At 68.3% G+C, this 12,407-nt stretch carries 11 protein-coding genes; 8 read left to right on the forward strand and 3 right to left on the reverse strand.

Annotated features, from left to right (window positions below; genetic code table 11):
* Nucleotides 1–263: 263 nt before the first annotated feature.
* The 3 genes from FHP29_RS08965 (at nucleotide 264) to FHP29_RS08975 (ending at nucleotide 3,408) form a co-directional block, all read left to right on the forward strand.
* Nucleotides 264–1,538 carry an ApeA N-terminal domain 1-containing protein gene (locus FHP29_RS08965; RefSeq protein ID WP_139622529.1) on the forward strand — a complete coding sequence of 425 codons (1,275 nt, stop codon included), beginning with the start codon at nucleotides 264–266 and terminating at the stop codon, nucleotides 1,536–1,538.
* 257 nt (nucleotides 1,539–1,795) lie between these two features.
* The gene (locus FHP29_RS08970) at nucleotides 1,796–2,974 is read left to right on the forward strand and encodes an ImmA/IrrE family metallo-endopeptidase (protein WP_139622530.1); all 1,179 of its coding nucleotides are present in this window, start codon (nucleotides 1,796–1,798) and stop codon (nucleotides 2,972–2,974) included.
* Between the two features lie 2 nt (nucleotides 2,975–2,976).
* Nucleotides 2,977–3,408 (forward strand): hypothetical protein, encoded by a 432-nt coding sequence (locus FHP29_RS08975; protein ID WP_139622531.1) that lies wholly within the window; start codon nucleotides 2,977–2,979, stop codon nucleotides 3,406–3,408.
* An 87-nt stretch (nucleotides 3,409–3,495) separates the two neighbouring features.
* Here the strand turns inward: FHP29_RS08975 and FHP29_RS08980 are convergent, their stop codons facing one another.
* The gene (locus FHP29_RS08980) at nucleotides 3,496–4,554 is read right to left on the reverse strand and encodes a hypothetical protein (protein WP_139622532.1); all 1,059 of its coding nucleotides are present in this window, start codon (nucleotides 4,552–4,554) and stop codon (nucleotides 3,496–3,498) included.
* 193 nt (nucleotides 4,555–4,747) lie between these two features.
* Here FHP29_RS08980 and FHP29_RS08985 point away from each other — a divergent pair, with 193 nt between their 5' ends.
* Nucleotides 4,748–4,936 (forward strand): hypothetical protein, encoded by a 189-nt coding sequence (locus FHP29_RS08985; protein ID WP_205013974.1) that lies wholly within the window; start codon nucleotides 4,748–4,750, stop codon nucleotides 4,934–4,936.
* A 26-nt stretch (nucleotides 4,937–4,962) separates the two neighbouring features.
* Here FHP29_RS08985 and FHP29_RS08990 read toward each other — a convergent pair whose 3' ends face one another.
* Complete coding sequence (locus tag FHP29_RS08990) at nucleotides 4,963–6,684, reverse strand: TIGR03767 family metallophosphoesterase (protein WP_139622533.1); 1,722 nt, start codon at nucleotides 6,682–6,684, stop codon at nucleotides 4,963–4,965.
* A 30-nt stretch (nucleotides 6,685–6,714) separates the two neighbouring features.
* Nucleotides 6,715–7,668: an LOG family protein gene (locus tag FHP29_RS08995; RefSeq protein WP_139622534.1), complete on the reverse strand. Its 954-nt coding sequence runs from the start codon at nucleotides 7,666–7,668 to the stop codon at nucleotides 6,715–6,717.
* A gap of 131 nt (nucleotides 7,669–7,799) precedes the next feature.
* Here FHP29_RS08995 and FHP29_RS09000 point away from each other — a divergent pair, with 131 nt between their 5' ends.
* From FHP29_RS09000 to FHP29_RS09015, 4 genes are all read left to right on the forward strand, one after another.
* Nucleotides 7,800–9,086, forward strand: a complete 1,287-nt coding sequence (locus tag FHP29_RS09000; protein ID WP_139622535.1) for an O-acetylhomoserine aminocarboxypropyltransferase/cysteine synthase family protein — start codon at nucleotides 7,800–7,802, stop codon at nucleotides 9,084–9,086.
* Nucleotides 9,083–10,189 carry a homoserine O-acetyltransferase MetX gene (gene metX, locus FHP29_RS09005; protein ID WP_139622536.1) on the forward strand — a complete coding sequence of 369 codons (1,107 nt, stop codon included), beginning with the start codon at nucleotides 9,083–9,085 and terminating at the stop codon, nucleotides 10,187–10,189. Before FHP29_RS09000 ends, metX begins: the two co-directional genes overlap by 4 nt.
* Before the next feature lie 26 nt (nucleotides 10,190–10,215).
* Nucleotides 10,216–11,214, forward strand: a complete 999-nt coding sequence (locus FHP29_RS09010) for an AraC family transcriptional regulator (RefSeq protein WP_139622537.1) — start codon at nucleotides 10,216–10,218, stop codon at nucleotides 11,212–11,214.
* An 85-nt stretch (nucleotides 11,215–11,299) separates the two neighbouring features.
* The coding region (locus FHP29_RS09015) for a bifunctional 3-(3-hydroxy-phenyl)propionate/3-hydroxycinnamic acid hydroxylase (protein ID WP_205013976.1) at nucleotides 11,300–12,407 on the forward strand (1,108 nt) is incomplete at its 3' end.

Genomic DNA, 12,407 nt, shown 5'->3' on the forward strand with positions numbered 1-12,407 from the left:
TGAAGGCTTGGTCGAAGAGTGATCTTGAAGCCGCGCTCAGTCGTCTGGCTCCGGCCTACAGCCCGGGCCCGGACTTCGGCACCGTTGCCTCGCGAATCGGAAGGGTCGTCCCGTGGGAGTACGACTACCGGTACGACGACCGCGTCAATCAGGCAGCCGGGCTCCCGCGACAGTCGACTTCCTTCTGGCACAACCAGTACGACCCCGAGTAATCGCAGCGTGGCAACGACGGTCGGCTGCGATAGTGAAGCAGTGACGACATCATGACGCGCATCGGCTTCCTCATCGACGGTGACCCCAACACGGAATTGATGACCGCTCTCTATGAGCACGATGACCTCGGGGTGCGCCTGAAGGTTCCCTTCCTCGTGAACGAGGACATCCGGGGGCGCTGGTGGGGCCACGGGACCATGTATGCGGACGACCCCGATCGAACGAAGTACAGCTACACCCCACCCGACGAGTTGGACTACTTCGACAACAAGGGGCCGGTGGGTCTCATTGGATGCAGGAGTGGCTCAGCTCAGCAGAAGTTCGGCGGCGTCTCGCCAGATGCCGGGGTCGGAGTCATCAACGCCACGTTCGCCGTCGAGGGCGCGCGAGCAGCGGCGCACTACGTGAAACTCAACGGCTTGCGGTCGGAGATCGACGGGCTGGGACAGTGGCTCGGCTATTCAGCGGTCAAGTCCTTCGTGAAGTGGCCCAAGGATGGAAGTGCACGAGAACTCAGCACAACGGCATCACCCGTTGAGGACATGCCTCTTGGGCCGGGTCTCAACCTCAAGGCAGTTGCTCACGCGGTCACCTCCGGGCAGCGATCGCCCGAGGTGACCTACCGAAGCAAGGTGTTCCTCGAAACCTTCACGAAGGCGAACAGGGAGTGGGGCGATCACCTGACCCCTCACTTCGGGGTGCGAGACCTCCTCCGAGTGGCCGCATGGCAGCCCATCAATTTCGTCTCGCATCAGGCCGCCTGCACCAAGGAGACCGTGCCGGTGGACGGCAAGGACCTACAGACATGGCGGGAGGTTCGGACCATCGCTACGTCCAGGTCGGAGCCCTCGTGGAAGGTCAGTGATCGTTTCCTGTTCACCTATGCCGACATCGGCAAGACGGGCCTGAACAGGTGGCTCAAGCTCGCCAAGGCTTACCACCGTGGGATCGACCCGCTGATCCGGCTCCTCGACCTTGAAGGCGCAACCATCGACGCTCACGTGATGCAGCTGGGAATCGCCATGGAAGCAATCGGCTACCACGCACTCATCGACTCTGGGAAGTCGCCGGGCGCGGCGAACGGGACCACCGTTGAGAAGCGCATTGAGTTCCTGCTCGGGGAAGTAGCGGGGGCGATTAGCTTCACTAATGCGACCTTCGCCAAGGACTTCGCTGACTCCTACAACTCGGTGAAGCACGCCAACCGAGCCATGATCCCGCCGGCCAAGAAGCTTGAGGATTATCGAAACGGTGTGGAGTTGCTGCGAGCGTGGGCGGCGCTGAAGCTTGGGGTCAAGAAGAACGCTCTTCGCCAGCGCCGGTAGTCCGCCAAACTCACCCTGACGCGGAGTGACGCGGAGTGACGCGGCGAAGCTCCGCACAACCTCAGTGACGGCGAAGTGGACGCTGCGGAGGCGCACCACCAGCGGTGGATGCTCACGCGGAGGTTCGGGTCTAACCGAAACTGAGCATGCGGAGGTCGGGCATGAGCAATGCTTGTTCGGCGTGTCGTGCTGGGGGAGCGCCACTGTGGGCGCAGCATTTGAGTGATGCCATCGACAAAAGGGAGGCGGTGACGTGAATGTCCATAAACGTGATGCTCGACCGCGTCCCGACTCCGATCGATCGCGGAGTGTTCGAAGCGCTCTTTGAGCAGTCGGTCGTCCGTAGCTATGCGCCGATCACGAAGGCGATGGATAACGGCTCCATCTCCTTCAGGGACTTGGTGAAGCACGCCCGCATGGCGGAGATTCCCTACCCCCTGTTCTTCGCGCCCCGCGATGTGGTGGACGAGCAGTTGCGCATCAAGCAGAAGCGGCTGCTGGAGGGCTTCAGTGCCAAGCGTGAGTTCTCCATGAACTCGCGGCACCACGTCGATCTGGCCCAAGTGGAGCTCATCGTCAAGAACATCCAGTTCAAGCAGGATTGGATGAAGAAGGACAAGACGCTCGACCGCAACCCCATCGTCGGCATGCTCAAGAAGTCTAAGGCGCCCATCGCCGAGGATGCGGCCAGGTTGAGGGAGGCCCTGCAGCTTGGGGCGACCGAACTACGTGGCGCCAAGAACAAGGGCGATGCGCTCGGCCTCCTGGTGGACAGGCTTGAGGCTCAGAACATCCTCGTGGCGCAGAGCGTGCAGGACCTCATGCCGCAGCGGTTGCCCAAGGGCAAGATCTTTAGCGGCATGACGGTGAAGGACGCCAAGCTTCCCTTCATCTTCATCGCCAGCGGCGACGAGGGGGAGGCCTTCGAGCCCACTGGTCGGCGCATCTTCACCCTCATGCTGATGGCGGTGCTTGTTGCCCGTGGACGGTTTGCCACGGTCACCTACAACGGCCACACCGCCGAGGAGAAGTCAAAGCGGGAGTACGAGCTGGCGGCAGAGATTCTCATGCCCGAATCAGACTTCCGTCGCGCGGACCTGAGCGACCTCGAGGCCATCACTGCGGCATCGAACGTCTTCCAGGTGACTCCCAGCGCTGTAGTGATGCGCGCCCAGCGCCTCAAGCTCCTGACCCGCGACGAGGCCGAGGAGCACCTCGCGGCTCTTAAGGATGCCTTCGACAAGATCGAGAAGACGCCCCGCAACAGGATGCTTCCCATGAACGCCCTCAGGAAGTTCAACGGGCATGAGTGCTCGCGGCGCATGCTCGCCCTCTACGACTCGGGCACGATCAAGACGGGCGACTTCTGCCGTGTCATGTTCTCCAACGCCTACCGCAGTGACCGTGCGATCAGCGACTACAGGGCGGGGCTGTAGCCATGCCCATGTACCTCATCGACAACAACGCGCTCGGCCCTCTTGGAGACAGGAAGAAGTCCCCCTTCTTCCGCGAGCACTGTCGCGTGCCCGCTGAGGTCGCTCATGAGTCACGGCGCGCGAAGCACGCCAAGTTGCTCGAGCCTCTGACCATCGAGATGACACCCGCGATGCTCGCGCAGCTCTCAGACGTCATGAAGACCGTGCCCGTGGGCCATACGAAGTTCATCGATCTCTACAACTACAAGGGCACTGCCGATCCGATCCTCGTTGCCCTGGCCGTCGTGCTCAGCAGTGAGGACCTCTTCTCGGATAACTGGGTGATCGTCACGCAGGACAAGGAAGTGGTCGCAAAGGCGAAGGCGTTCTCCGTGGACACCATGACGCCGAAGGCGTTGGCCAGCATCATCGACGCGGCAACGAAGGCTGCGTGAGCGGCGCTCTCGATAAGTCGTAGCCCAGTCGCCGTGCTCAATTGGCCACGGGAAGCCGCTTAAGCGCTTTCGTTTGTGTCCATGCTGCTACCTCCTGCGACGCCAGAAGCCGCGGGCAGGCCTCTTGGGTTCGGGTACAGCAAGCCCGATGCTCTCCTGGCGCCACTTGCGTCCAGCGAGGCTGGGCGGGACAGCGGTGCCGCGCTTGGTCTCGTGCCAGCCAGCGGACCAGTTGCGTGGGTCATTGGCGAGGAGCCCAAGGGCTTCGGTCGCAACCTCCTGAGGCGTGCGTCCCTTGCGCGGCAAGCGGAGAAACACCTGATAGCCGGGCTTCTCTGAGTTCCAGTCGGAGTCTCCGAGGTAGAGGGCAACCTTGAGGAAGTCGTGGTTCTCGTGATCCTTGGCAACCCAGTCGAGCCGCATGCCCATGGAGTCCAGGTGCTCGCGATCTGCTCCGGTCAGGATCAGGCGTGCGGTGGTGTCCTCGGGTCGTTCCCATGATCGGTCGGCACCGAGGCGTTCGACCTCCGCGTCGTATTCATCTGCCTTGAAGGACACGCCGCCGCGGATGGGTGCTTCGAACTCCCAGTCCCAGTGGACGGCGTTCTCGTCGCGAACGATGACGACATCGGTCGAGCCGCATCCGTACTCGCCACATTCGCAACGTGCGATGCCTACCTGATGGGGTGTGGTCGTCGCGATGAGTTGGTTCTCGGGGATGAGGAGATCAAAGGGATCCATGCCCATGCCAGCGCCGAGGCGTGTCATCTCTACGTCGTTGACGTATACGAGCACCTCGTGCCCAGTCAGTTCGGGTTCCGTGCTTCGCACCTCGAATCGAACCGTGTCGCGTGAGAGGCGTGTGAGAACCATGCCGTCGCTACCTATGACCTTGGTGCGCGGCATCGTCCCAGGCTCAGGGAGTCCAAGCTCCTGCAGTGTCGCCCGTACCAGGCCTTCGATCTCCTGTGCGGGGTCCTTCGGCGAGGCGCCAGCGAGCAGTCGAAGACTAGGGCTGTCGATGCCGTCGACGAGACAGTTACAGGCAGCCTCGATGACCTCTTCAGGGCCACGCCACATGGGCGGCGCGTTCCAGCGCGTTGCTGCGTCGTACAGCAGCAGTTGGCGTGCGGGCAGGTCTGACACCGAACAATCATCAGTCATGAGCGGGTGTGCTTGCGAACGAGTTTGGTTCACGGCGGCGCGGTGACGAGCAGGACGGCGTTGCTTGCTGCGACCTTGACGTAGCTGACGGTCTAACGTGGCTCACGTGCCGTCCGCGATTAACCACGTGCCTGCGCGTCGACGCGCTCCTGCTGACGTCTCTGCGTTGTGCACCATGGGTTATCGCCAACTCAACCTCATCCCGCTGAACGAGGTCCCGGGCTCGCAGTTCACCCGGTCGCGCGAGGAGGACATGGACGAGTTCGTCCGCCGTCTCGAGGCCAAGGGCATCGCGACGACGATGCGCGACACGCGGGGCAGCGAGATCGACGCCGCCTGCGGCCAGTTGGCTGCCGCGGAGTAGCCCGCGAGGCCAGCCCGGACGCCCGGTCAAGCGAGCGGGTTCGCCACCAGCAGCTCGACGTTGCGGTCCTCGGGAGTGCCGAGGCCGGCGCCGTGGTCGTGCCAGTCGTTGGCGGCGAGCTCGCGCGCGAGACCGGCCAGTCGCTCGGCGCTCTCGGTGCCCGCGCCGGCGGAGGCCGGTCCGGTGTGGTCGACCATGGTGGTGAACAGGGACAGCGTGCCGTCCTGGTTGTCGGCGACCTCGACGATGCGGGCCTGCTGCGGCCAGTCGATGTGGGAGGCGGTGGTGATCTCCCACAGTCCACCGCCGCCGGGCCGCGGCCGCGGGGTGACCTTGTTGCGGTGCGTGTGCCCGTTGATCCACGCCACCACCGAGGGCGTCGCGAGGAGGGCGTCGAGGACCTTGGCGCCGGTGACCCGGGGCTCCAGCGAGCCGCCGGTCGCGATGAGCGGGTTGCCCATGGTGTCGGAGGTGTGGTGGCTGAAGACGAGCACGATCCGGTCCGCGGACTGGGCGAGCAGCGCCGTGAGCCAGGCGAACTGGGTCGGGTCGAGCGAGCCGTCGGAGTAGCCGTTGGGGTTGACGGTGTCGAGTACGACGAAGCGGACGCGGCCGCGGTCGAAGGAGTAGTAGGCCGTGCCCTGCTGTCGGTTGGTGCTCGTGAAGCCGTGGCCGAAGGGGGCGCCGCCGAGGAGGAAGTGCTGCTCGACGATCTGCTTGCGGGTGAGGAGGCGTCGGTTGAGGTCGGGGGTCACCACGCGCACGCCGGCGTTGGAGACGCCGCTGAGCAGTCCGGTGAGCACCGCGGCCGGGTCGGTGGTGAGGTCCTCGAGGAGCTGGCCGGGATCGAGGCCCAAGGGCGGCGAGACGACCTTGAGCGCGCCGAGCGCGATCAGGTTGAGCTGCAGCGTCGAGGCGGGGAAGTTGCCCTGCGCGAGGCCGTCGTGGTTGCCGAAGACGGAGTACCACGGGATCTGCAGGCCCTCGGCGGTGAACGGCCGGCGGGCGGCGTCGAGGAGCCCGGGGACGACGGGGAAGCCGTACTCCGAGCGAGGGTGGTCGACCGGCTTGCCGGCGGGGTTGCCGTGCGGGTGCCAGTACGCCGGGTCGTAGGTCGCGACGCTGCTGTCGGCCACGCCCTCCCAGGAGCCGAGGTTGCCGGAGTCGAAGCGGACCGGCCCGCCGTTGAGGGTGGTGATGTTCCAGCGGACCTCGTTGAGCTGGGAGTTGTCGGAGTTGTCGCCGGTCTGGATCGCGAGCGCGAACGGCTGTCCGGTGACCGGCCCGCTCCCGATCCGGTTGATCGCGCGCACCATCGAGTCGGCGACCTGGCCGGTGAGCATCTCCTGGGGCCGGTACGACGAGGTGAACAGTCCGGTCGCGGGCAGCGGGCTCGGGTCGTCGAGGCGGTCGGTCCACTCCAGGCGCAGCGGGGACTGGGCGTCGACGATGTGGATGTCACTGAGCTGGACGAAGGAGATCAGGCCCTGACGGCGCGCGGCGCGCCCGGCGTCGCCGAGGATGCCGAGACCCGTGCGGGCGCGGTGCGGCTCGCCGGAGGCCCTGATCACCGACCGGTAGCCGCCGGCGCCGGCCGGTCCGGTGGCGAAGGTCGCGCCCAGAGTGGTGCTCGGCGCGGCGTCGGCGCTCGCGGCGGAGCGCAGCACACCGGGGAGCGCGGTGGCCGCGGCGGCGAGGCCTCCGGCGGCGACGGCGTTGCGGATCAGGTTTCGACGAGAGATCTCCACATCGCCCCAACGACGCCCGGGTGAGCCAGGTCACGTCCGGGGGTCGAAGAGACCGGCAGCCTCCTCGACGCTGTCGACGAGGTGCACGTGGCGCTCCATCGCCCGGCCGCGGGACAGCGCGCGCAACAGCGGCCAGGCCGGGAGCTCCTCGGTCCAGTAGCGGCGCCCGACCAGCACCATCGGGGCGACCGCGTCCTCGTCGGCGTAATAGTTCTCGCAGGCGTCCTGGAAGATCTCCTGCACCGTGCCGCCGGCGCCGGGCAGGAAGACGATGCCGGCGTCGCACACCAGCAGCAGGATCGCCTCGCGCAGGGCGTTGCGGAAGTACTTCGCGATGGCGGTGGCGAACAGGTTGGGCGGCTCGTGTCCGTAGTGCCAGGTCGGTACGCCGAGCGAGGGGCTGGGGTCGGGGACGAGGGACAGCGCATCGCGGGCGGCGGCCACCCAGTCGTCGACGGAGGGCTGGAAGGAAGGTACGGCGGCCAGGCGACGCAGCGCCTCGGCGAGCGTCTCGGGCGGAGCGGCCGCCATCCGGCCACCGAGGTTGGCGGCCTCCATCGCGCCGGGTCCGCCGCCGGTCGCGACGACGTGGGCGCGGCCGAGGAGAGCGCCGAGGTGCGCCGCGTCGTCGTACGCCACCGTGCCGCGGCCCGCCGCATGTCCGCCCATCACGCCGACCAGGCCGACCTTCCCCTGCCCCGCGACCCACTCCCCGAGCGCGGTGTCGACGGCCTGGTCGTGCAGCACCTCGGCCAGGGCCTCCGCGGGGCCGGAGGTGCCCAGCGTCCAGTGATAGGCCCGGGCGTCGAGGGAGTCGGCGTAGCGCGGAGCGTCGTAGAGCTCGTCGGGCGTGTAGAGCCGGGTGCGGGTGATGTCGAGGCCGGCGACGCCGGCGCCGGCGGCGGCTCCGGCGTCCGCCTCGAGGGCGATGTCGTCGTCGGTGCGGCACTCCACGACGAGGCTGCGGGTGCGGGGTCTCCTCACGTCGCGGACGCTACCCGCCCGGTGCCCGCTCGTGCCTGACCTGTGGGACGAGCATTGTCTACCGAATCACTTGACTTTAGTCTTGGTGAGACATCCCCCAAAGCCGTGCGGGGCCAGCGACAGGAGCACCCATGACCTACCGTCCCGAGACCCTCGCCGTCCACGCCGGTCAGGAGCAGGCCGACCCCGCGACCAACGCGAGGGCGGTGCCGATCTACCAGACGACGTCGTACGTCTTCAACGACACCGAGCACGCGGCCAACCTGTTCGCTCTCGCCGAGCCGGGCAACATCTACACCCGGATCATGAACCCGACGCAGTCGGTGTTCGAGGACCGGATGACCCAGCTCGAGGGCGGCGTCGGCGCGCTCGCCACCGCGTCCGGCTCCGCCGCGACGACGTACGCCGTGCTCAACCTGACCTACGCCGGCGACAACATCGTGGCCCTCTCGACGCTGTACGGCGGCACGTACGCCCTGTTCGCGCACACGCTCCCGCAGTTCGGCATCGAGGTGCGCTTCGTCGACCCGGAGAAGCCCGAGGAACTCGCCCAGCACGTCGACGAGAGGACGAAGCTGGTCTTCGCCGAGACCGTCGGCAACCCGAAGATCAACGTGGTCGACATCCGCGCCTGGGCCGACGCCGCCCACGCGCAGGGCCTGCCCCTCATCGTCGACAACACCGCGCCGACGCCGTACCTCGCGCGGGTCTTCGACCAGGGCGCCGACGTGGCCGTGCATGCCGCGACGAAGTACATCGGCGGCCACGGCACCTCCATCGGCGGCATCATCGTCGACTCCGGCAACTTCGACTGGGCAGCGCACTCCGAGCGGTTCCCCGGCCTGACCCAGCCCGACGGCGCCTACCACGGCGTCGTGTGGACCGAGGCGGTCGGCAACCTCGCCTACATCATCCGCGCGCGCACCGTGCTGCTGCGCAACACCGGCGCCGCGGTCGCGCCGCTCAACTCCTGGCTCTTCCTCCAGGGCCTGGAGACCCTCCACCTGCGCATGGAGCGCCACAGCGCCAACGCCCTGGCCGTCGCCGAATACCTCCAGGGCCACGACTCCGTCTCCTGGGTGAGCTACCCCGGTCTGGCGGACAGCCCCTACAAGGAGGTCGCCGACCGCACCTTCACGGGCAAGGGGTACGGCGGCCTGGTCAGCTTCGGCGTCAAGGCGGGCCGCGACGGCGGCAAGCGCTTCGTCGAGGCGCTCGAGCTGTTCAGCCACCTGGCCAACATCGGCGACGCCAAGTCCCTGGCGATCCACAACGCCACCACGACCCACTCGCAGCTGACCCCGGAGGAGCTCGAGGCGGCCGGCGTGCCCGAGGACATGGTGCGGCTCTCGATCGGCATCGAGAACGTCGAGGACATCATCGCCGACCTCGAGCAGGCCCTCGCCGCCGCGAAGTGAGCGACAGCCTCGGCTCCGTCGGCCTGGTCTCGACCGAGCGGGTCGTCGTCGGCACCGACGACGACCCGCTCGTGCTCGCGTCCGGCGCCCGGATCGCGCCGGTCGAGATCGCCTACGAGACCTACGGCGCGCTGTCGCCCGCGCGGGACAACGCGGTGTTCGTCGCCCACGCCCTCACCGGCGACGCGCACGCCGCCGGGTGGCACGAAGGCGCCCACCGCCCGGGCTGGTGGGACAACCTGATCGGCCCCGGCAAGGCCCTCGACACCGACCGGCTCTTCGTGGTGAGCGCCAACCTGCTGGGCGGCTGCTCGGGCACGACGGGTCCCTCCTCGCCGAACCCGGCGACCGGGCAGGCCTACGGCCCGGACTTCCCGCTGCTCGACATGGCCGACCTGGTCACCGCGCACCGGCGCCTGCTCGACCACCTCGGCATCGACCGACTGCACGGGGCGGTCGGCGGCTCGCTGGGCGGCATGCAGGTCCTCGAGTGGGCGCTGCAGGAGCCGGAGCGCATCGACCGCGCCGTCCTGGTGGCGGCCAGCTCCCGGCTGACCACGGAGAACATCGCCTTCTCGGCCGTCGCCCGCGCGGCCATCCTGGAGGACCCCGACTTCCACGGCGGCCGGTATGCCGAGCACGGCGTCGCGCCGCGCCACGGCCTGAAGGTCGCGCGGATGATGGCCCACATCACCTATGTGTCCGGGCAGTCGCTGGCCGACAAGTTCGGTCACCGGCGCGACACCTCCGGGGCGGCCAAGCAGCTCGCCGCGGACTTCGAGGTCGAGCACTACCTGCAGCATCAGGGGGAGAGCTTCCTTGACCGGTTCGACGCGCTGTCCTATCTCCACCTGACCCGGCCGATGGACTACTTCGACCCCTTCGGCGCCCACCCGGACGTCGTACCGTCGACGCGCTTCCGGCTGATCTCCTTCGACACCGACTGGCGCTTCCCGACCGCCCATTCGCTGCGGATCCGCGACCGGCTGCTCGAGCGCGGTGTCGCCGTCGATCACACCGAGATCGCCTCCCCGTGGGGACACGACTCGTTCCTGCTGGAGCCGCCCGGCTATCACGAGCTGGTGCGATCCTTCCTCCACTGACCCGGACGACTAACTAGCATGACGGGATGACGACGCGGCCGGTCCTCGAGAGGTTCTCGGTGGTCGACGCGGACGACCTCGACGAGTTCCGCGCGTCCGTGTCGCGGGCGCTCACGCCCCACCGGCTCGTGCCGCTGGACCACGCGGGACGCGTCGAGCACGCGTCGGTCGCGGTCGCGCCGCTGGGCTCCCTCTCCCTCGTGTACGGCGAGCACCGCGGCGCCGAGCTCGGCGCGACCCTGACCGAGCAGGTCGACTACTACGACGTGAACCTGTCGTGGGGCGGGCGCAACCTGATCACCTGCGGTGACGACGAGGTGGTCGTCGACCCGCACACGGCCGGGATCATCTCCCCGCGGATGCAGGCGACGATGCGGCTCAGCAGCGACTACCGCCAACTGCACGTGCGCTTCGAGCGGTACGCGCTGGAGCGGCACCTCGAACAGATGCTGGGCCGGACCGTGGTCGCGCCGATCCGGTTCAGGATGGCGATGGACCTGCGCGGACCGGCCGCGGCGTCGTGGGCGCGCGCAGTGCAGCTGCTGGTCGACGACCTCGAGGACCCGCTCGGCCTGGCGGCCGCCGTCGACGAGGCCAACCCGTTCGCCAGCTTCCTGATGACCGGACTGTTGCTCGCCCAACCCCACAACTACACCGAGCGGCTCGCCGAGCGGCGCGACGGCGCCCACCGGCCGACCCCGGTCAAGCGGGTGGTCGACCTGATCGAGGCACACCCCGAGGAGGAGCTGTCGGTCGAGCGGCTCGCCGCGGAGGCCGGCGTCAGTGCGCGCTCGCTGCAGCGCCACTTCCGTGAGCACGTGGGAGTCACGCCGCGCCACTACCTCCAGCAGGTTCGCCTCGCCCGGGTCCACGCCGACCTGCGGGCCGCCGTCCCCGGCGGCGGGCTGACGGTCGCCGACGTCGCCCTGCGATGGGGATTCACGCACGTGCCTCGGTTCTCCGGCGCCTACCTCGAGCGCTACGGCGAGTCACCCTCGACGACGTTGCGCGGCCTGCCCGGGTGACCGTCGGCACACTCGTGTCGCTCAGCGGATCATCCTGACGCGAAGCGGATCGCCGCCCGGTCCCGGCGGACCTAGCGTCGCCGTCATGAGCAATGATTACGACGTCGCGATCGTCGGATACGGACCGGCCGGCCTGGTGCTGGCCTCTGCCCTCGGGAAGGCCGGCCACCGCGTGGTCGTCTTCGAACGCTGGCCCGGTCTCTACGGCCTGCCGCGCCTGACCCACATCGACGGCGAGACCGCGCGCGTGATCGCGTCGGTCGGCGACCTCGACCACGCCCTGCGCGACGCCCTGCCGCTCGACTACTACCGCTACTTCAGCGGCGCGGGCGAGCTGCTGGTCGAGCTGGACTGGCGCGGCACGTCCGCCGGGCACCCGGCGCACATCTCGATGTACCAGCCCGACATCGAGGACGCCGTCGACGCCGGTGCCCGTGGCTCCGGCAACGTCGAGGTCAACCAGGGCTGGTCCGTGGTCAGTCTGCGCCACCACGACGAAGGCGTCGAGGTGACCGCCCGGCCGTGGATCCAGTCCCGCACCGGCCAGTGGGCGCACGCCGACGAGGAGCGGACCATCACCGCGTCGTACGTCGTCGGGGCCGACGGCGCCAACAGCTTCGTCCGCGCCGCCTTGGGCATCGAGCGCAGCGACAACGGCGTCGACGACCGCTGGCTCAACATCGACACCGAGCGGGTCCGCGACCTGCCGGAGCGGTTCGCCCGGACCACGCAGTTCTGCGACCCGAAGCGTGGGCACATGTTCATGCCGATCGGCCGCAGCCGGCAGAGGTTCGAACTCGCCGTCCTGCCCGGCGAGGACCAGACGGCCTACGAGGACCCCGCCTTCGCCTGGAAGTGGCTCGGCGAGACCCATGGCCTCGGCCCCGAGGACGTGAGCATCCTGCGGCAGGTCGTCTACACCTTCCAGGGCCGGATCGCCGAGCGTTGGCGCGAGGGCCGGGTGTTGCTCGCCGGCGACGCCGCGCACACGACCCCGCCGTACATGGGCCAGGGCGCGTGCTCCGGCATGCGCGACGGCATCACGCTGGCCTGGAAGCTCGACCTGGTCCTGCGGGGGCTCGCCGACGCCGCACTGCTCGACAGCTACGAGGCCGAGCGTCGTCCCCACGCGACCGCGATCACCGAGATCTCCACGGCGCTCGGCAAGGTCGCCAACACCCACGATCCGGCCG

The organism is Nocardioides albidus (assembly GCF_006335005.1).
GTDB classification, from domain to species: Bacteria; Actinomycetota; Actinomycetes; order Propionibacteriales; family Nocardioidaceae; genus Nocardioides; species Nocardioides albidus.